This window comes from Azospirillum sp. A1-3, from assembly GCF_023806445.1.
In the GTDB taxonomy this organism is placed as follows: domain Bacteria; phylum Pseudomonadota; class Alphaproteobacteria; order Azospirillales; family Azospirillaceae; genus Azospirillum.
Map to the genome: position 1 here is coordinate 179513 of NZ_JAMSLU010000006.1, position 19677 is coordinate 199189.

A 19677-nucleotide genomic window follows, 5' to 3' on the forward strand; every position below is an offset into this window, starting at 1 on the left:
GCGGTGATCGCCACCCCGACGCGATCACTCTAGCGGATACGCCCTTACATCGCGAGCGGAGCCGCGTCGCGCAGGGCACGTTCCCAAAGGACGGTGCGCTCGAAGTGGAAACGGGCCTCCGGTGCCGCATCGTCACCCGTCGGACGGCCCAGCCGCCGGGCCATGGTGCGCAGCATCGCCTTGGCATCCTCACGCTTCTGGTCGAACCGGCCCTGCGGCAGCCAACTGCGGAAAGCCGCCAATTCGGACGCCAGCAGGCCGATATCGCCACCCAGACGCAGCATTCGTCCATAACCGCGCTCGCGGTAGGGCAGTTCCTTGGCGATGGATTCCAGGCGCAGGGCCGTCTCGGCGGTCAGCACCCGGTCGGCGACCGCGTCGGACAGGGTGCGGCGGATGTTGACCATCGCCTCCGACAGGGAGGTGTAGCCCAGCTCGGCCGGGCCGTGGATCACCGCCACCTCGTCGTCATCCTCCAACCGGCCGTCGCGGAACGCCTCGAAGATGGCGCCGACGCCGACCATGCCGAAGGGATACAGCTCCGCCGCGCGCAGTGCCCCCATGCTGGAAGCGCCGAACACCGGGATGCCGGCATGGATGGCGTAGAGGATTTCCTTGTGCCAGACCGACGGCACGCTTTCGAAGAAACCGTCGATGATGCCGATGGCCGCCGGCTTTTCCGCGCACAACCGCAGAACGTCGCCCTGGGCGACCGGCGGCAGATAGGTGGCGTCCAATTCCAGCGCCGCGTCCTCGCGCGGCAGGGTGGGGCCGAGAAAGACATAGACGCCGCTCATGCCGCCTTCTCCATGGCGTGGGTGCCGAGTACGCGCAGGCCGCGTTCACCCAGCACGTAATCGGGGGATTCATCGGCACCCTCCAGCCCAGGCACGACGACGCGCACGACGGGGATACCAAATTCGAGCTTGGTCAGATCGACCGCCACCGCCTCCTCGATGCCGACGGCGCGTAGCCGGTTGAGCTGGTGGGCGAGGTCGGCCTCGATGGTGGGGGCGGTGCTGGTCGGACAATGGTGGAAGGAGCGCCGGCCGGCGCCGTCCACGATCATGGCCTTCCAGCGGGCGTGGTGGGCGGGGTCGAGGTGGCGTTCGTATTCGGCACGGGGCATGTCGTCGCGGGCGCCGGCGATGAAGGTCAGACGGCTCTGCGCCGCCTCGGTCAGGGCGCGGGACAGGGCGATCTCGCGCGCCGCATGGCAGCCCATGCCGGTGGCCGGGCGGATGGAATGCTGGGGCATTTCCTCACGCTCGACGATGCGGCAGAGGAAGGCGGGCAGGCCGACGTCGCTGGTGGTCTCCCACACGCCGACGGCGACGCCGGCGGCTTCGAACCGGTCGATCAGCGAACGGCAGACCGGATCGTCGATGCTGTCCAGGTCGATGCGGGTCGCCGCCTGGGAAGCCGGGTCCTGCAGGCGCCACAGGGTGGTCGCGTCGCGCTCCACCAGTTCGGTGACGGCGTGGCTGATCGCCTCCACCTTGTGGTTGCCCGACGCCAGCCCGTTGGAGCCGGCCAGGAAGGCGCCGTGGCCGGGGGCCATCGGCACGGTGAAATTCAGGTGGACCATCTCGAACGGAACCCATTTCGGGCCGCCGTTCAGCAGGTCTTGCCCCTCGATCCACAGGATGGGGCTGTTGGGATTGAAGCTGCCGGTCGACAGCCGGGGCAGGCGGTCGACGTCCACCACCGGGTGGGTCCAGCGCAACTCCTCGAAGCTGGCGAACTTCAGCGGCAGGGTGATCCGTTCGGCGTGATAGCTCTCGATCGACTCCATGACCCCCGAGGCCTTGGCGGCGGCGAGCGTCACCCCCTTGCCCTGCGACACCGAGATGGAGCGCGAGTTCGGCCGTGTCACCATAACCACCGGAATGCCGACGGCATCCAGTCCGGTGACGTTGGCGACCCGGGTGATCCCCATGATCGGCAGGAACGGGGCGACCCGTGCCAGGGTCTGTTCGGGCGCCATGACCCGGTGGGTGCCGACCGTGTGGGCCTTCACCGCATCCGAAACGGAGGCTTTGACATCGAGCAGATCGAAGGGCATCGCGGCTTGTCCGGGGCGGAGGAAAATCGAGAGGGCGCGTCCCGTTCCCGGGTCCGTGGCCGGTCAGCACCTGAAGCGGCGCTGGTGGCCACGGTCCGAAGAACTGGAACCGGGAACCCGATCAGGCGCCCGGGGCAATCATGGTGCGGGCGGCCTCGTGATCTGCAGTTTCGAAACCGGCGCGATCACCCGAGCGAATATGGGTACGGGCGGTGGCGATGGCAGTATCGGCAATTTCCGAAACGCCGTGTGCGGTCACGGCATACAGACGGCCATCGGCGCCACGGATCATCGACGCCTGCGAAATCGACATATTCATGAGAATGTCCTTCATGTGTGTGGCTGACGGACAAACTCTTCACATGCAAAGGAATATTCTGCTGTGAAAAATTTCACAGTGCTCGAAACGAGATCGGTGTAGAGGTCGCTGGAGACAATGTCATTCCGTCCAGCATTAGGAGCGGTCTATGCGACTTCACAGAAAATCTTTATCTGATGCATCGTATGGCACTGATCTGAGCAGCCTGATGGTATGGCCGTCGGTGGTCTCGCGGACCATTCCTCTCATGGATCGGCGCGCAAAATTGCGCTTGGAAATGGCGATCTGGAGTGGATTGGACGAAATTGCGAAAAAAGAAGAGCGACCTGTCCGCGATCTCTGTCAAGAGGTGGATACTTCCCGGCCGGCCACGATGCCGTTGACGAACGCGATCCGCAGTTATGTGCTGGATTATTTTCGGCAGGCCGAAGTCCGTCAATTGTCCAATAGAATTTAGTTGATAACTTTTTCACGGTTTTTGACCTCGAAATCTATTCTATTTAATATTCTAGAGCATCTGTCCGCGACGCGAATCAAGGACAGTGCTCTTGCATTTTTTTCTGCAGCTTCCAATGATTTTCTGGTCTCTTCTAAGCTATTGCGCATAATAAAGTTTATTTCTGCTTCAAGTGCTTCCGCCTTAGCCAAGTAGCCGAGCCTAGCCGATTCGGATGCCGACTGCCGGACGAGTGCGGCCCGTATTCTTGCCTGTTCCGGCGCGCCTGCTAGAAGATGTGTTTCAGCGAGCCAAAGATGTACCTGACTAATATAGGCATTGACCCGCCCCTGTTCGGCAATCGCCAACCCCCGCTGAAAGAGTGCAAGGCCTTCATTAACCCTACCGGTTAGCGCGTTTGCGTAGGCCACAGCTCCCATCAGAAATGGCTTATGCAGCTTCGAATGTATCGACTCGCACAGTTCAAGTGCTGATTCAAGGTATGGAATTGATTTTTTTGGGTGACCCAACAATAGGTAAGTCCAACCTAGGTGCTCATAGGCATAGAGCCGAGAAAAATTGTGATTGCTTGCATCTGCAGCATTGACGGCTTCAATGGCCATGCTGATCGCTTCGCTCTCGAAATCAATTTCAGCACAGTTTCTCGCAAGGTTGGCGCAAACTCCAACCTTTGCAACAACAGCAAGTCCAAACCTTTCATGGAGGCAGTTGTTAGGCAGCATTTTGTAGGCAGATCGAAGTAGATTCCGACCTTCCAAATAATGTCCTTTTTCTGCCAATACGCCGCCTAGACGCCCAAGAAGCTGTATCTGCGTCTTGCGATCAAAGCTCCCGTCATTAGCTGCCAATCCTTCACGACTATATTGAACAGCTTTATCTATATTGCCGTTCGACCACTCTACTGCGGCAAGCATGGACGACGCCCGCGCATAGCGTCGCGAATCTGCGAGATCAAGAGACAAGTTGCGAGATTCGTTAAGAAGTTGACCCGTATCCGTAAAGCCACGCGGCATCCGTGCGCGTGATAATGAAATAGAAGTATCAATCCGCCGTAGCCGATTGCGCGGCGTGTCCTGGCAGCGGTCAAGCGCAGTCAATGCGTTCCGGTAATGCCGGCTCGCATCCTCCAACCGGGAACGCAGTTCCGCCCGCACGCCGGCACGCCGGCCGAACAGGTGCGCGGCCGGCCAGTTTTCCGCCTTGAAGGCGTGGTGAGCCAGCAGGTCCAGGCGGTTGGGAAGGTCGGCGTCGCGGCGGTGGCGCAGCGCCTCCAGCACGCGGGCATGCAGCGCCCGGCGGTCGGACTTCGTCAGGGTGGCGTAGGCAACCTCCTGGATCAGCGCATGCTTGAAGGAATATTCCAGGTTGGGCAGCAGGCGGGTGCGCAGCACGAAGCCGGCGCGCTCCAGATAGGCCAGATAGTCGGACAGGATCGACATCGACAGGCCGGTCAGAGCCTGCAGAAGCCCGACGTCGAAGGTATTGCCGATCACGGCGGCGTTCATCAGCAGCCGGCGCCGTTCCAGCGTCATCAGGTCCATGCGCTCTGCCAGCAGCGCGTGCAGCGTACGCGGCAGCCTGTCGACCACCAGCGGGTCGATCAGCCGGTAGGAGCCCGGCGTGCCTTCGATGGCGTTGGACGTCTCCAGCGTGCGCAGAACCTCTTCCAGATAAAGCGGAACGCCCTGGCAGCGGGTGGCGACCTGGGCCTTCAACTCCACCAGCGACCAGTCCGGCCCCAGCCAATGGGCCAGGAAACTCTGCACCTGATCCGGCGACAGCATGCCCAATTCCATGCGCCGCCCACCCGGCCGGCCGTTCCAGCCCTGTTCGCGTGATTCCGGTCCCAGCGGCGGCGGTCGCCGGGTTGCGAGCAGCAGCAGGCGTGACCCGGACCCCGGTAGTGCTTCCGCCAGCCGATCCAGCAGCCGCACCATCACCGGCCGCGCCCAATGGGCATCCTCGACCAGGACCAGCAACGGCCGTCCCACGATCCCCTCGCCATCGGTCTCGGCGCCATCATGCGATGGGACCGTCGCCGCCAGCTCAAGCGTCGCCCCCACAAGCCCCTCGATGCCCAGCGACAGGCGCTGCGCCGCATCGAGGCCGCTCCACAGCGGGTTGAGCCCCGGCAGGCCGAACAGCGCCCGCACGGCATCGCCGGCCAGCGAACCGGACCGGCGGCCCGCAGCCTCGCACACCCAGCCGACGCCCTCCTCGCTGGCGCGGCCGGCCACCTGCTCCGCCAGGCTCAGCGCCACCGCCTCGAGGTCGTCGGGGTCGGCCAGCCGACGGATCGGCATCTGCGGCCATTGCAGCAGGGTCCAGCGCCGGCTGCGCGGATCGCGCAGAAACTCTCCCACCAGCCGCGACTTGCCGATTCCCGCCTCTCCCTGCAGCAGGAGCTGGGCCGGCGCCCCGGCCTCCACCGAATCGGTGATGGAGAACAGCGTCGCCACCTCCTGCTCGCGGCCGACATAGGGGGCGTCGGTGGCGGACAGCAGGTCGGTGGCGGTGCGGCGGACGGCGCGGGCTCCGTCGAGCAGGAAGGCCGGCATCGGCTCCACCTCGTCGGACAAACGCAGGCTTCCCATCGGGCGCGCCGTCACGCCGACCGGGATCAGATCCAGCGTGTCGCGGCTGAGCTGTGCAGTGTCGGCGGCGGCGCGCTGCTGCAGTTTGGCAGCCATATGCACGCATTCACCGATGGCACGGTAGTCGGACCACAGGCCGTTGGTCACCACATGGGTCACGGCGTCGCCGGAACTGATGCCGATGCGGATCTGGAAAAGCGGCTTTCCATGCTCGTCGCGGGTGGCGCTGAGGATGTCCTGGGCAGCCAGGCAGGCGCGCAGGGCGTGGTCCTCCTTGGCGCCGGGGGCGCCGAAGGTCGCCAGGAAACCATCGCCCAGCATCTGCGTCACCGTGCCTGCGAAACGCGGCACCGCCTCCGTCACGCGATCCAGAATGGAGAGGAGCAGGTCGTCCGCATCCTCCGGATCACGGCCGGCCACGATGGCGGAGGAGCGGACGATGTCGACGAACATCGCCGTTACCACCTTGCGCTCGCGCGGCTTGTCGCCCGGCAGGCGTGATGCCTCCTGCCAAGGACGACCTTCGTCCGTCGCTGTGCCCAACATGGTGTCCGCCATGTCCGCCCCCTTTGCGGAATTCGCGTTGGCATATTAGAGCATGCAATTCGAATTTTGCGAACATCCGAGCGATGTATCGCCCTAAGATTTTCGCGCGGGCGGAAGCCAACATATCGGTGTATGTAATTCGGGGCAAAAAGAAAGCGCCGCGACTTGCGCGGCGCCTTGATTGTTACTTGTGATGAATATCCGCTGTGCCTGACTCGGTCGCTGTTGACGCTGGCCGGGTCAAACTGGCTCAGCGGCGGACGGCGATATTCTCCACCTGGGACACGTCGCGCACGGCGCCGCGGTCGGCGCTGGTCGTCAGGGCGGCATAGGCGCGGAGCGCCGGGGAAACCACGCGGTCGCGGCTGGCCGGCTTCCAGGCATCCACACCCTTGGCGTTCATCGCATCGCGGCGACGCTGCATTTCCTGGTCATCGACGGCGAGGCGGATGATGCGGTTGGGGATGTCGATCTCGATGCGGTCGCCGTCCTGCACCAGTCCGATGGCGCCACCCTGCGCCGCTTCCGGCGAGACATGGCCGATCGACAGCCCCGACGTGCCGCCGGAGAAACGACCATCGGTGACCAGTGCGCAGGCCTTGCCCAACCCCTTCGACTTCAGGTAGCTGGTCGGGTACAGCATTTCCTGCATGCCGGGTCCGCCGCGCGGACCCTCGTAGCGGATGACCACCACCTCGCCCGCCTTGACCACGTCGCCCAGGATGCCGGCGACGGCGTCGTCCTGGCTCTCGAACACGCGGGCCGGCCCGGCGAAGACGAGGTTGGAGGCGTCGACGCCCGCCGTCTTCACGATGCAGCCGTTCTCCGCGATGTTGCCGTACAGCACGGCGAGGCCGCCGTCCTGGCTGAAGGCGTTCTCGGCCTTGCGGATCACGCCCTTCTCGCGGTCGAGGTCCAGCTCCGGCCAGCGGCGCTCCTGGCTGAAGGGCACGACGGTCGGGATGCCGCCGGGGGCGGCGCGGTACAGGGTGTGGACGGACTGGTCCTGGGTGCGCATCACGTCCCAGCGGTCCAGCGCGTCGCCCAGCGTCGGGGCATGGACGGTCGGCGCCTCGCGGTTCAGCAGGCCGGCGCGGTCCAGTTCGCCCAGGATGCCGAAGATGCCGCCGGCGCGGTGCACGTCCTCGATATGGACGTCGGCCACCGCCGGGGCGACCTTGCAGACGTTGGGGACGTGGCGCGACAGCCGGTCGATGTCGGCCATCGTGAAGTCGATGCCGCCTTCCTGCGCCGCGGCCAGGATGTGCAGGACGGTGTTGGTCGAACCGCCCATGGCGATGTCGAGCGTCATCGCGTTCTCGAACGCCGCCTTAGTGGCGATGCCGCGCGGCAGGGCGGTCGCATCCTCCTCCTGATACCAGCGGCGGCAGAGGTCGACCGCCATGCGGCCGGCGGCGAGGAACAGCTCCTTGCGGTCGGCGTGGGTCGCCAGGATGGTGCCGTTGCCGGGCAGGGACAGGCCCAGCGCCTCGGTCAGGCAGTTCATCGAATTGGCGGTGAACATGCCGGAGCAGGAGCCGCAGGTCGGGCAGGAGCCGCGCTCCATCTCCGCCGCCTCTTCATCGGAGACGGTCGGGTCGGCGGCGGCGACCATGGCGTCGATCAGGTCGACCGACTTGACCTTGCCGCGCCACTTGACCTTGCCGGCCTCCATCGGGCCGCCGGAGACGAAGACCGCCGGGATGTTCAGGCGCATCGCGGCCATCAGCATGCCGGGCGTGATCTTGTCGCAGTTCGAGATGCAGACCAGCGCATCGGCGCAGTGCGCGTTCGCCATGTACTCCACCGCGTCGGCGATCAACTCGCGTGAGGGCAGGCTGTACAGCATGCCGCCATGGCCCATGGCAATGCCGTCGTCCACCGCGATGGTGTTGAACTCCTTCGCCACGCCGCCGGCCTTCTCGATCTCGCGGGCGACCAGCTGACCCAGATCCTTCAGGTGGACGTGTCCGGGTACGAACTGGGTGAAGGAGTTGGCGATGGCGATGATCGGCTTGCCGAAATCGCCATCCTTCATGCCGGTCGCCCGCCACAGGCCGCGCGCGCCCGCCATGTTGCGGCCGTGGGTGGAGGTGCGGGAACGGTAGTGCGGCATGGATCGGTCCTCAGCTGGTCGATTCGGGCGAGTTGGCGAAAGGAATGGAACGAAACGGGTGGGCACCTTAGCAATCTCCTGTCGCGCGCGCCAGAGGCGCGATCCTGTCTCGGGCGCCGGAGGCGCGACGTCGGCGTGGCCCTGCCATGCGTGCCGCGAGGATTGCCGATGATAAGCAGGCTTATTAATTCACCCAAATCGATAAGCAAGCTTATGATGTGCCGATGTCCTCCGCTGCCGATACCCGCTCTGCAAACTCCCATTCGATGAGCCTGGGTGCCGTCCTGACCGATACGGCGCGCATGATGCGCGTCCGTTTCGACCAGCGCGCCCGCCATCTCGGGCTGACCCGCGCGCAATGGTCGGTGATCGCCACGCTGGCGCGGAACGAGGGGATCAAGCAGGCGGCGCTGGCCGATCTGATGGAGATTGAGCCGATCACGCTCTGCCGGCAGATCGACCGCATGGAGGAGGGCGGCTGGATCGAACGCCGCGCCGATCCGACCGACCGGCGCGCCCGCCTGCCGCATCTGACGCCGAAAGCGCATGCGGTGCTGGAGCAGGGCCGGGCGCTCGCCACCGGCATCTATGCGGAGGCGCTGGCCGGTCTTCCGTCCGACGCCGAGGCCAAGCTGGTCGAGATGCTGGCCCACATGCGCGCCAACCTGTCCGACCGCCGGGCGGCCGAGCCGCCCGAGAAGATGAGTGCCGAGAAGATCGCCGCCAAAGCCTGACGCATTCCTTTTTTCCTTCGGGACCCGACCGCAATGACCGCCGTGACCGACCGCGATACCGAAACCCGTCCTGCCGCTCAACCAGCCGCCAAACCCGTCCGCCGGACGCGCTGGCGCCGCTGGGTTCTGATGGCCGCTCTGCCGCTGCTGGTGGCGGTGGGCGGCGGCTATGAGTATGTCGTCGGCGGGCGCTATGTCTCGACAGACAATGCCTATGTCCAGCAGGACAAGGTGACGATCAGCCCGGACATCTCCGGCCGCATCGTCGAGGTGGCGGTGCGTGAGAGCCAGCCGGTTCATCGCGGCGACCTGCTGTTCCGCATCGATGACGAGCCTTATCGGCTGGCCCTTCAGCAGGCGGACGCGGCGCTGGCGTCGGCCCGGCTGAAGGTGGAGCAGTTGCGCGCCGACCTGGGCGAGGCGCAGGCCAAGCAGGCCGCGGCGGAGGAGAAGGTCGCCTTCGAGCAGCGCGAGTTCCAGCGCCAGCAGGATCTGCTGAAGACCGGCGTTGCCGCGCGCGCGACCTATGATTCCGTGCGCCATGACCTGATGGCGGCGCAGCAGGACCTGAACACGGAAAAGCAGGCGGTGGTCAGCGCCCGCGCCGCGCTGGGCGGCGATCCCGACATCCCCACCGACCGCCATCCGATGGTGCTGGAGGCGCTGGCGAAGAAGGCGTCCGCACAGCGCGACCTGGACCACACGGTGGTGACGGCGCCGGCCGATGGCGTGGTCAGCCAGACCGACCGTCTGCTCGTTGGGCAATACGCCTCTGTCGGGCTCTCGGCGGTCAGTCTGGTGATGAGTGGGTCGAGTTGGGTCGAGGCCAATTTCAAGGAAACCGACCTGACCCACATGGCCGTCGGCCAGACCGCGACCGTGGTGCTGGACGCCTATTCCGGCCGCACCCTGACCGCCCATGTCGAGAGCATCGGCGCCGGCACCGGATCGGAGTTCTCGGTCCTGCCCGCCCAGAACGCCACCGGCAACTGGGTGAAGGTGGTGCAGCGCGTGCCGGTCCGTCTGCGCATCGACGGGACGGATGGCGATCAGTCGGGGGCTGCCAACGTGCCGTTGCGCACCGGCCTGAGCGCTGAGGTGGAGGTCGACACCCATTACAGCCGGCCGCTGCCGGGCGTGATCGGCAGCGCGGTCGCGGCGATCCGGTAAGGCCTTCGCCCCCACCAACCGACAATCATCCGCAGGCACTCCATGGCCGCCAGCCAATCCCCTGCCGCCCCGCATGAGGTGAAGCATCGCGGCATGATCACCGTGTCGATCATGCTCGCCACCATCATGCAGGTGCTGGACACCACCATCGCCAACGTCGCCCTGCCCAGCATGCAGGGCAGCCTGGGGGCGGCGCAGGACACCATCACCTGGGTGCTGACCTCCTACATCGTGGCCGCGGCCATCGCCACGCCGGCCACCGGCTGGATGGCCGACCGGTTCGGGCGCAAGCGGTTGTTCCTGATCGCGGTGGCAGGCTTCACAGCGGCCTCGGTGCTGTGCGGGCTGGCCGGCAGCCTGACGCAGATGGTGGCCTTCCGGCTGGTGCAGGGCATCTTCGGCGCGGCGCTGGTGCCGCTGTCCCAATCGGTGCTGCTGGACATCAACCCGAAGGAGCGGCACGGGCAGGCGATGGCGCTGTGGGGCGCCGGCATCATGGTCGGCCCGATCGCCGGGCCGACGCTGGGCGGCTGGCTGACCGACAGCTTCAGCTGGCGCTGGGTCTTCTACATCAACCTGCCGGTCGGGCTGCTGGCCTTCTTCGGCATGCTGGTCTTCCTGCATGAGACCAAGGGCCGGCAGCGCGGCTTCGATTTCTTCGGCTTCGCCATGCTGGGGCTGGCGGTCGGCGCCTTCCAGATGCTGCTGGACCGCGGCGAGCAGCTGGACTGGTTCGGCGCGACCGAGATCTGGATCGAGACGGCGCTGGCCGCCTGCGCCTTCTGGATCTTCGCCGTCCACATCGCCACCGCCCACGGCAACACGAAGACCGAACCCTTTATCGACCCGGCGCTGCTGCGCGACCGCAACTTCGTCACCGGCCTGATCCTGATCTTCGTGATCGGCGTGATTCTGCTGGCGACCATGGCGCTGCTGCCGCCGATGCTGCAGAACCTGCTGGGCTACCCGACGGTCACCACCGGGCTGGTGCTGGCGCCGCGCGGCGTCGGCACGATGATCTCGATGCTGATGGTGGGACGGCTGGTGCGCAAGGTGGACGCGCGGCTGCTGATCCTGGCGGGCGTGCTGCTGACCAGCTGGTCGCTGTGGTACATGACCGGCTTCACCATCGTGATGGACCGCGAGCCGATCATCATCAGCGGCGTGGTGCAGGGGCTGGGTTTGGGGCTGGTCTTCGTGCCGCTCAGCACCATCGCCTTCGCCACGCTGGAGCCGCGGCTGCGCACCGACGCCGCCAGCCTGTTCAGTCTGGTCCGCAACCTGGGCAGCAGCGTCGGCATCTCGGTGGTGATGACCCTGCTGTCGCAGAACACCCAGGTCAACCATGCCAGCCTGTCCGCACACCTGACGCCGTTTTCCCAGGCGATGACGGAGCAGGTCACCGCCTCCCCCGAGGCGCTGGCGATGCTGAACGCCCAGGTCACGCAGCAGGCGGCGATGATCGCCTACATCGACGATTTCAAGCTGATGATGTACGTCGCGCTGCTGGTGATCCCGATGCTGCTGCTGCTCCGGCGGCCGAAGGCCGGGGCTCCGGCGCCGGAGGAGGCGGCGGTGATGGAGTAGGGGGGAGCCGGATCAAGCGGCCATGCGCGACATCGAGCGGCAGCTTTCGGCGCAGCGGCGGCACATCTCGGCGCACCGCTTCATCATGGAATCGTCGGCCATGCGGTCGCAGTCGTCGGCGCAGGCCGCACAGATCTCGGCACAGGCGCCGCAGGTGAGATGATGGAAGCGGGAGCCGCGGATCATGAAATCCGCGCTGGTGCGGCAGATGTCTACGCAGTCCAGCAGCAGGCGGATATGCCCGGCCTCCGCATGCGCGCCGCCTTTGGTCAGGCAGTGCGCGACGGTTTCCAGGCAGTTCGTGTGGCAGTCGGTGCAGTTGCGGATGCAGTCGTCCATCGACGGCGAGCCGGCCATGGGAAGTCCTCCGGAGAAGTTTACAGGATGTCCCTGACAACCGGCTCCGGAGCCGAAGGGTTCCGACGGTGAGGGGCGGGGTCAGCCGGCCGAGGCGCTCTTGCCGCCGTCCTTCTTCGGACCGCGCGGGGCCTTGGCGGGCGTCGCCTTGGCGGCGGTCTTTCCGCCTGCTGCCTTGGGGGCATCCTCGGCTTTCGCATTGGCGGAGGCCTGCTTTGCCTTCGTCGGCTTGGCGGGTTCGGATTTGACGCTCTCCGCCGGGGTACCCGCGACCTCCGACAGCGATTCGGCGGCGGCGCGGGTGCTCTTGCCGGCGGCCTTGGAGGTGGCCTTGGAGATGGGGGGCTTCTTGCGCGATCCGGCGGCCTTTTCGGTCGGCTCCAGGGCGCCGGCGCCTCGGATTTCCGCTTCCGCCTGGGTCCAATGGTCGGAATCGCGGCCGTGCGGGCGGCCTTCGCTCTCCCACAACTCGTGGGCGCGGCGTCGGATACGCTCCAGGATGTCGTCGGTATCGGCCATCGAGTCCCCCATGTGTTTGTCCGGCATTTGTCTGCCCGGCGGGTCTGCCATACCGTATTTTGTGGCAGCGACCCGCCAACGTTGCAAAGCCACTCGTGCGAGGCACCACGAAAGAGGCGGAGACTCCCGACTCCGCCGTTTCATGAGGGCAACACCGCAGGATCGGACTGGTTCCCAATCGTTCATTTCCGTGCCACAAGGCGCCCGCCGACCTGAACCGTGAGCGCAGCCCATCATGACGCCTGCACCCTCCGTCGCCCGCCTCTCCCTGCTCGACCGTGTCGCGGCGGCGCCCTGGTGGCTGCTGTGCCTGGGGTTGGCCGCAGCGATGGCGCTGTCGGTGTTGCTGGTCGGGTTCCGGCTGCCTTACTGGGTGCATTCGGATCAGGATCTGGTGCTGGCTTATCATGGGCTGCTGTTCGGCGACGGGTTGCCGCAGGAGTATTTCGACCATCCCGGCTACGGCTATTTCCTGGTGATCGACGTCTGGTACCGGCTGCTGCATGCGGTCGGGCTGCTGCCGGTCGCCAGCCTGTCGGCCTTGCCGCCGGGCAGCGACGTGATGGCGACGGAGGCGGTATGGCAGTCGCTGATCCAGGCCGGGCGGGCGCTGTCGATCCTGCTGACCGCCGCCTTTGCCGTCAGCTATGCCACGCTGCTGCACGGGCTGCTGGGCGACCGGCGGGTGGCGCTGCTGGCCGGGGTGTTGCTGGCCTTCGGCGTCGGGCTGACGGCGCAGGGGCGGCAGATGCGCACCGACCTGCTGTCGGCCGGCTTCGTCGTGCTGGGGCTGTTGCTGGTCCTGCGGGCGGTGCGGCCGGCGGACGGGCGTGGCTGCGGCGGCGCGTCGCTGCTGCAGCTGGCGCTCGGCGGGCTGCTGGTCGGGCTGGCCATGGTGACCAAGGTGCAGGCGGTGTTCCTGGCGATGGGGCTGCCGGTGGCGGCGATCCTGTTCGGGCGCAGGGCGGAGCCGGAGACCGCTCCGGGAGCGGCCTGGGGCGGGGCGGCTGTGGTCGGGTTGCTGGCGGTCGCGGCGGCGGTGCCGGCCTTCGGGCTGATCCAGGCCGGGCTGGCCGGCTGGGGGCGGGCGGTCTATCCCTACACCCCCGTTGGCGGAGGGCTGTCGGGCGGCGGGTATCAGAGCATCGTCGCCGGCTGGGTGCTGGTCGGCATCCTGGTCCACGCGGTGGTCCACCGGGTGCCGGCGGCACGCGCGGTGGCCGGGGCGGCGGCGGTGCTGCTGGGGCTGGCGACCGGGCTGCTGGCGCTCGACATCCGCTGGAACGAGCAGAACGCCATCGCCGTGGCGAACTTCGTCGAGCACATGTTCGTCTTCTCCTCCTGGCGGCACGGGGCGGAGCTGCAGGGGCAGGGCAACGTGGTGGGGCAGGGGACGCTGGCGCTTCTGCTGGCCGGCATCGGCCGCACGCTGGCGATCCGCACCATCGTCCTGCACCCCGACAACATCCCGCAGACCATCATCGTGGAGTGGTTCGCCCTGGCCGGGGCAGTGGTGCTGTGGCGGCGGGGGGAAAAGCTGGCCGCGGTGCAGGCGCTGTTCCTGCTGCTGGTGGCCTGGGGGCTGGAGGCGCTGTTCTCGCTGCGCGGTTTCCAGCGCGCCTATGCCGCCTACACCGATCCGCTGGCGATCCTGTCGGCCGCCTGGGTGCTGGCGCGGATGCCGGGGCTGCTGGATGGCAAGAAGCCGCGGCGCTGGATCCTGGGCGGGGTGGCGCTGGTGGTGATCGCAGCCCATGCCTGGCCGATCATCGAGACCCGGAAGCTGCCCAACCCGGTCACCCATTGCGAGTGGATCCCGATCTACATGCCCAAGGTGGCACCGTTTCCCTTCTGCCGTTAAGACCCTCCCAAGTTCCGCGCGCGGTCCAGCGCCTCGACCACGCCGGCGCTGTCGATGTCGGCGAAGTCGGGGCGGTGGTGGATCAGCACGCGCGGGCCGGTGCTGTGGATCGGGTCGGAGGCGTCGGAGAACACCACCACGGTGGGGCAGCCGACCGCGGCGATCAGATGGGTCGGGCCGGTGTCGTTGCCGACCGCTCCCCAGGCCCGGCGCGCCAGCCCGCCCAGTTCTGGCACGCTGGTGCGGTCGGTCAGGTCGACAGCCTGCGGGCAATACTCCGCGATGGAGCGGGCGAGGTCGCTCTCGATGCCGGTGCCGATCACCACCGGCACGATGCCGCGTTCGGCCAGTGCCGCCGCCACCTCGGCATAGCGGCGGACCGGCCAACGCTTGTCCGGCCGTCCGGGGGAGGAGCCGGGGACCAGCAACGCGAACCGCTCCGGCAGACCGAACTTGGAAATGTCGGCGTCGAGCCAGGACAGGTCGGGCGTCTCGTCCGGCACGATGCCGAAGGGGGCGAGCTGGCGGACATAGCGCTCGCGCACCGGCACCTTGCGCCGACCTTCATAGCGGTCGGGATGGGAGGCGCCACGGGCGGTGCCCGACCATTCCGGCCAGGGGCCGGGGAACAGCAGCCGGTGGTACAGATCGGTGCGCGTCTGCGCCTGGAGGTCGTAGACGCGGTCGAAGCGATGGGCGCGCAGGGTCCGGCGGATCGTCAGATAGGCCGACAGCGACCGCTCGCGCGGGTCCTCCAGCACCTCGTCGAACAGGCCGCTCATGCGGGCGAGCGGGGCGAGGGACGGCAGGGTCAGCAGCGTTATCCGGTCGCCTGCATGGTGGCGGCGGATGGCGGCGAAGGTGGTCTGGGCCAGGAAGAAGTCGCCGAAGGCGCCCAGCTTGATGACCAGGATGCGGAGCGGGCGCTTGCTCATCGTGTCTTGTCCCCGATACGGGCCCCGATACGGGTTGCCAGCCGCAGCATCAGCGCGGCGGAAAGGAAGCCTGCCATCCACCAGGGCTGCCAGATGCCGTAGGCGGTGCTGCCCATCGCCATCGCCGTGGCGAACAGGGCGAGCGCGAAGGGCTGGTCGCGCCGCTCCAGCCGGGCGGTGGCGGCCAGCAGCATCAGCAGCACGGCCAGGGCCAGCGCCGCCCCGACCGCCCCGGTTTCCAGCCAGACCTGCAGGAAGGCGTTGTGGGGATGCAGCGGCAGCAGGCTGTCGCCGATCGGCGAGAAGTCCGACACCGCCCCTTCCGGCGGCAGGGAGCGCGAGGCGTCGATGCCCTGGCCGAACACCGGCGTGCGCAGCGCGCGGTCCGCCGCATGGCCCCAGATCTCCACCCGGTGCTGGGCCGAGCGGAAGAGCAGGCCGGAATGGTCGAGGTCGAGCGGGCCGGAGAACAGCAGGGCGGCCGGCAGCACCAGCAGGAAGGCGGCGGTCACCGCGGCGGCGAACAACCGGCGGGTCCAGAGGGCGGACGCACGGGCGGCGGCCAGCGTGACCAGCCCGGCGGCGATGCCCAGCATGGCCGAACGGCTGGTCAGCGGCAGGCAGGCCAGCGCATAGCCGACCGGCACCAGCAGGGCCAGCGTCCGCCGCCCGAAGCGGTCGACCGCCAGGGCGGCCGGCCAGACCAGCAGGCAGAGCAGCGCCGCCGTCCGCTTCGGCACATTGCCGTTCAGCAGGTTGGGCAGCTGGTCGTCGGGCACGCTGTTCCACCAGCGGTTCAGCGGGAAGTCCAGCGCCGCCTCCACCGCGAACAGCAGCCCGCCGGCCAGCCCACCGGCCAGGAACAGCCCGCCCAGCCGCCGCGCGTCGGCCGCCGGCAGCCCGGCGATCCAGGCGCCGCCGGCCAGGGCGCCGAGCGCGATGTAGCCGATCTCCAGCACCGTCTCCAGCGCGCGGTCCGACGGGCTCCACAGGCTGGAGACCAGCGCCAGCAGGAGGAAGGCCGCCACCGCGGCGACCGGCGGGGTCAGCCGCAGGATGCGTCCGAAACTTCCACGCCGGGCCAGTCCGGTCAGCGACAGCACGAGGACCAGGATGGCCCAGACCGGCAGCCCGCGCGGCGCGAGCGCGGCCAGCGGCCCCAGCACCAGGGCGGCAGCCCCGGCCAGACCCCGCAACGCGGCGTCGACCCCGCTGCCGGCTGGGGGCGGGGCGGGTGACGGTGGGGCGGGGGGCGACGCGGTGGCGTCCAGGGACTCGACGGGCATGAACTCGACGCGGATCAGCGGAAACCGGCGGGGACTTAACCGCACTCCCGCCGCGAAAGCAACGGCGCGCGGTCCTTGGCGGCGGGGCGCCGGGCTGGAGGTTTGGAACAGCGTGAAACAGGGTTGCGGGTGCTGTTCCATTGTTTCATCCGACGGCGGGGTGGCCGGCGGGCCGCGCCGGATGGGACTTTTGAAACACCGTGAAACAGGATTCCGGGTGCTGTTCCACTGTTACATCGGGAGTGAAGCCGTTGGTGACCGGCGTGAAGCCGTTGGTGTCGAACGCAGATCGGGCGGGCGGCATCCGGCGGGGCATGGCGGTCCCTTCCTGGTGGTGGCAGGATGACATTCCTATCACGGATGCGGGGGGATGGGAAAAGGGTGGGTGAAAATCGGGCGGTGCAGTGGGTTTCCCGAAACTGCGTCCTGCTGGAAAGTCGTTAGGAATTGCGCTGTTTAGATGGTGGAGCCCGGGTGGAGGTTCGCCGGCTTTGCCGAATCCTGTTCTCTGTGCAATTTTCGTGGGTCAGAAAAGACGGTACCCGTCACCATCCTGCAGTCAGGGGTCAGCCGATGTCTTCCACAGAGCCGAATATTCGCTGTCAATGCCCCGACGGTCATCTGGCTGCCGGAAACAACCACTTCGACAACAAAAATTACGACCAGGCGATTTCAGCGTTCTTTCAGCATATCGCCCAGCATCCGGGATGCGCGGAGGCGATTTTCAACCTGGCGGCTTTGTTCGAAGACATCAATGATCCCGAAAAGGCGGCAAGTCATTTTCTTGAGGTCGCCAAACAGCATCCTGCGCATCTGCCGTCCTGGCAACGGGGGCTGATGGCCCTTGCGAAAGCCCGCCAAGCCGACGCCTTCGCCGACGCGCTCGTTTCCTTCATCAAGGCTTGCGAGGAGCAGGGCCTGTTCTGGAAATGGCCTTACTACATGCTCCAGCATGCCTGCGACCATCATATGGCGCGGGAAGACCGGGAGGCCGCCTTCGCCTTCTTCAACGCCACGATCGCGCGGTCGCAGCAATATGCCCGCCTGCATATGTGCTGGTTCATCTTTCTTTTCGGCGGCTATTTCCTGCGCATCGGGGATGTGAAGAACGGCGTGAACTGCATGAAGTTCGCCTCCAAGGAGCTTCGTTTCCTTGTTCATGCATGCTTCGGTGACGAATTCGGCGACCGTGTCGCGTCGGTTCCGGACGAGATGCTGCGCCGCTTTGATGAGAGCATCGATTTCCCGGATCGCGAGACGCCGGACGTCGCGGGCAGCCGGTGTGTCGTGCTCAGCGCTTGCGACGCGGTGTATTTCAAGCGCTTCGGGTTGCTCATGGCGCTTTCGGTCGATCTCTTCTCCCAGGAGAAGCGCATCGTCCATTTCCATGTCGTCGATGCCGACGAGGCGTGCGACGCGCTGGTATCCAGGCTGCGGGCGCTGATGCGCAAGACCCACATCGGTTACAGCCGCCAGCCGGATTTCCAGGATCTCCCGCGGGAGGACCGGATCACCTATTTCACATGTTCGCGTTTCATGGTTGCCGACCGTGTGATGCAGCGCTACCGGCTTCCGCTTCTGATCGCCGACGTCGACGGTGTTTTCGTCGACGATCCCGTTCTTTTCACCGACCAGCTTTCCGAGGAGGCGCCGCTCGCCCTGCTCTACAGCCCGGAGCGGCTTGACGCCCTGTACAATGCCGTGGGAGGCGGGCTGGTCGGTCTTTACCCGACGCAGCGGACGGCGGCGCTCCTCGACCTCGTCAAGCGATACATGCTCTACTGGTATGAACGCAGACAGATGGTGTGGTTCTTCGACCAGCTGACCTGGGTCCATGCGGTCGAGGACGCGAAACGGCGGGGGTGGAACCTGCCGGTGACCCGCCTGGTCATGGACCGTGGCAGGATCGCCTTGGGTGCCGCCAAATTCTTCCAGGTCTTCGAGGAGAAGAAGGAAAGCGGCTTCGACCAGAAACTTTCGCAGTTCCTCGACGAGATCGGATCACGCTGGGCATCCGGCACGATCTCCCCGGAAGAGGCGAAGTCCCGATACAAGTCCTTCTTCGGACTCGAAGACATGTAAGGGGGTGTCGAAGGTTATGGAGCGCAGCGGGGGGCAGGGGGCCGGTGTCCCTTGACGCGATGGTGTTGTCCCTAGGCTGCGTTCAGCGTCGGGATTTCGTCCAGTTCCTTGGCAAGTTCCCGGCCATAGCGATCGAGGTCGTAACGGGCTTGCAAGTTCAGCCACAGTTCCGGACCGTTTCCGCAGAGCTTGCCGAGACGCAGTGCCATGGCTGGGGTCACCGGAGCCTCTTCCGAGAGGATGCGGTGGAGCATCTGACGTGACACGCGGAGATGGGCGGCGAAACTGCTCACCGAGATACCCAGCGACGGCAGAATATCCTCGCGCAGCAGGGCGCCGGGATGAAGCGGGGGGAGGCCGCGCTTGAGAGGGGTATCGGTCATCAGTGATAATCCTCCAGATCAACCGCAATGGCGTCCGGTGCTTCCCAGGCGAAAGTGATGCGGTAATTCGCCGTCACCCGCACCGTCCAGCGTTCCTCGCCTTCCAGGCCATGGAAGTGAAAGCCTGGAAGGTTGAGGTCGTCCGGCTTGCTCGCGGCATCAAGCGCCAGAAGGATGCGGCCAAGCCGGGCGATGTTTGCAGCACCCTGAACGGGAATCTTATCGGACTTGCCGGTCTCGAAATAGCGTTTGAGCGCCTTGTTCCGGATGCTGCGGATCATGGCTGTAAACTAACGATTTACAGCGGTGCGGTCAAGCAGCCTGTAAATCGTTGGTTTACGTGTCGGAACAAGGACCGGCCATTTCGGATCCCTTTCACGCCAGCAGGTCGGAGTGCTGGTTGCGCCTGATCCACATCGCGGCGTAGCCGCACAGGGGGACGATCTTCAGCCCCTCGGCGCGGGCGGTCTCGACCACGCCTTCCATCAGGCGGCCGGCGGCGCCGGTGCCGCGCAATGAGGGCGGGGCCTCGACATAGGAAATCACCAGGGTCCGGCCGTTGCGGCGGTAGTCGGCGAAAACCGTCTGGTTGCCGACCGCCAGTTCGAACCGGTTCATGGCGCGGTTGTCGGTGACCGCCTGTCCCATCCTGTGCGCTCCGTCGGT

General features: G+C 66.5%; 19 protein-coding genes. 6 read left to right on the forward strand and 13 right to left on the reverse strand.

From position 1 onward, the window contains the following. Positions 1–44: 44 nt before the first annotated feature. The 3 genes from M5E06_RS28610 to M5E06_RS28620 all read right to left on the reverse strand — a co-directional run bounded on the left by M5E06_RS28610 (position 45) and on the right by M5E06_RS28620 (position 2399). Positions 45–797, reverse strand: a complete 753-nt coding sequence (locus tag M5E06_RS28610) for a TfuA-like protein (RefSeq protein WP_252141153.1) — start codon at positions 795–797, stop codon at positions 45–47. Then, positions 794–2065 carry a YcaO-like family protein gene (locus tag M5E06_RS28615; protein WP_252141154.1) on the reverse strand — a complete coding sequence of 424 codons (1272 nt, stop codon included), beginning with the start codon at positions 2063–2065 and terminating at the stop codon, positions 794–796. The genes M5E06_RS28610 and M5E06_RS28615 overlap by 4 nt, the downstream gene beginning before the upstream one ends. 121 nt (positions 2066–2186) lie before the next feature. Next, positions 2187–2399, reverse strand: coding sequence for a hypothetical protein (locus M5E06_RS28620; protein WP_252141155.1), 213 nt, complete (start codon positions 2397–2399; stop codon positions 2187–2189). Positions 2400–2532: 133 nt separating this feature from the next. Between M5E06_RS28620 and M5E06_RS28625 the strand changes: the two genes are divergently transcribed. After that, the gene (locus tag M5E06_RS28625) at positions 2533–2841 is read left to right on the forward strand and encodes a ribbon-helix-helix domain-containing protein (protein ID WP_252141156.1); all 309 of its coding nucleotides are present in this window, start codon (positions 2533–2535) and stop codon (positions 2839–2841) included. Here M5E06_RS28625 and M5E06_RS28630 read toward each other — a convergent pair. Continuing rightward, a complete protein-coding gene (locus M5E06_RS28630) occupies positions 2838–5993 on the reverse strand; it encodes an ATP-binding protein (RefSeq protein WP_252141157.1) in 3156 nt (1051 codons plus the stop codon). The two genes, M5E06_RS28625 and M5E06_RS28630, sit on opposite strands and share 4 nt — an antisense overlap. Positions 5994–6231: 238 nt before the next feature. Beyond that, positions 6232–8097, reverse strand: coding sequence for a dihydroxy-acid dehydratase (gene ilvD, locus M5E06_RS28635; RefSeq protein WP_252141158.1), 1866 nt, complete (start codon positions 8095–8097; stop codon positions 6232–6234). Positions 8098–8321: 224 nt separating this feature from the next. Here ilvD and M5E06_RS28640 point away from each other — a divergent pair, with 224 nt between their 5' ends. From M5E06_RS28640 to M5E06_RS28650, 3 genes are read left to right on the forward strand one after another with little or no spacing between them, the layout of a single operon-like run. Continuing rightward, a complete protein-coding gene (locus M5E06_RS28640) occupies positions 8322–8831 on the forward strand; it encodes a MarR family winged helix-turn-helix transcriptional regulator (protein ID WP_247871473.1) in 510 nt (169 codons plus the stop codon). Positions 8832–8864: 33 nt separating this feature from the next. Next, the gene (locus M5E06_RS28645; protein WP_252141159.1) at positions 8865–10001 is read left to right on the forward strand and encodes an HlyD family secretion protein; all 1137 of its coding nucleotides are present in this window, start codon (positions 8865–8867) and stop codon (positions 9999–10001) included. Positions 10002–10043: 42 nt separating this feature from the next. Beyond that, positions 10044–11588, forward strand: coding sequence for a DHA2 family efflux MFS transporter permease subunit (locus tag M5E06_RS28650; protein WP_252141160.1), 1545 nt, complete (start codon positions 10044–10046; stop codon positions 11586–11588). A 12-nt stretch (positions 11589–11600) separates the two neighbouring features. Here the strand turns inward: M5E06_RS28650 and M5E06_RS28655 are convergent, their stop codons facing one another. Both M5E06_RS28655 and M5E06_RS28660 read right to left on the reverse strand, forming a co-directional pair. Beyond that, a complete protein-coding gene (locus M5E06_RS28655) occupies positions 11601–11945 on the reverse strand; it encodes a four-helix bundle copper-binding protein (protein WP_252141161.1) in 345 nt (114 codons plus the stop codon). An 81-nt stretch (positions 11946–12026) separates the two neighbouring features. Next, entirely contained in the window at positions 12027–12464 is a 438-nt protein-coding gene (locus tag M5E06_RS28660; protein WP_252141162.1) for a DUF2934 domain-containing protein, read from the reverse strand. 235 nt (positions 12465–12699) lie between these two features. Here M5E06_RS28660 and M5E06_RS28665 point away from each other — a divergent pair, with 235 nt between their 5' ends. Beyond that, on the forward strand, positions 12700–14325 hold the full coding sequence (locus M5E06_RS28665; protein WP_252141163.1) for a glycosyltransferase family 39 protein: 1626 nt from the start codon (positions 12700–12702) through the stop codon (positions 14323–14325). Here M5E06_RS28665 and M5E06_RS28670 read toward each other — a convergent pair. From M5E06_RS28670 to M5E06_RS28680, 3 genes are all read right to left on the reverse strand, one after another. After that, positions 14322–15260 (reverse strand): glycosyltransferase family 9 protein, encoded by a 939-nt coding sequence (locus M5E06_RS28670; RefSeq protein ID WP_252141164.1) that lies wholly within the window; start codon positions 15258–15260, stop codon positions 14322–14324. The genes M5E06_RS28665 and M5E06_RS28670 overlap by 4 nt on opposite strands. After that, complete coding sequence (locus M5E06_RS28675; protein ID WP_252141165.1) at positions 15257–16546, reverse strand: O-antigen ligase family protein; 1290 nt, start codon at positions 16544–16546, stop codon at positions 15257–15259. Before M5E06_RS28675 ends, M5E06_RS28670 begins: the two co-directional genes overlap by 4 nt. A gap of 145 nt (positions 16547–16691) precedes the next feature. Then, complete coding sequence (locus M5E06_RS28680) at positions 16692–16862, reverse strand: hypothetical protein (protein WP_252141166.1); 171 nt, start codon at positions 16860–16862, stop codon at positions 16692–16694. A 257-nt stretch (positions 16863–17119) separates the two neighbouring features. Here M5E06_RS28680 and M5E06_RS28685 point away from each other — a divergent pair, with 257 nt between their 5' ends. After that, a complete protein-coding gene (locus tag M5E06_RS28685) occupies positions 17120–18628 on the forward strand; it encodes a tetratricopeptide repeat protein (protein WP_252141167.1) in 1509 nt (502 codons plus the stop codon). A 71-nt stretch (positions 18629–18699) separates the two neighbouring features. On the opposite strand, the gene M5E06_RS28690 is transcribed toward M5E06_RS28685, so the two are convergent. The 3 genes from M5E06_RS28690 to M5E06_RS28700 form a co-directional block, all read right to left on the reverse strand. Then, entirely contained in the window at positions 18700–19011 is a 312-nt protein-coding gene (locus M5E06_RS28690) for a HigA family addiction module antitoxin (RefSeq protein ID WP_136700930.1), read from the reverse strand. Beyond that, positions 19011–19292 carry a type II toxin-antitoxin system RelE/ParE family toxin gene (locus tag M5E06_RS28695; protein WP_252141168.1) on the reverse strand — a complete coding sequence of 94 codons (282 nt, stop codon included), beginning with the start codon at positions 19290–19292 and terminating at the stop codon, positions 19011–19013. The genes M5E06_RS28690 and M5E06_RS28695 overlap by 1 nt, the downstream gene beginning before the upstream one ends. A 94-nt stretch (positions 19293–19386) precedes the next feature. After that, on the reverse strand, positions 19387–19659 hold the full coding sequence (locus M5E06_RS28700) for a GNAT family N-acetyltransferase (RefSeq protein ID WP_109150512.1): 273 nt from the start codon (positions 19657–19659) through the stop codon (positions 19387–19389). Positions 19660–19677 lie beyond the last annotated feature (18 nt).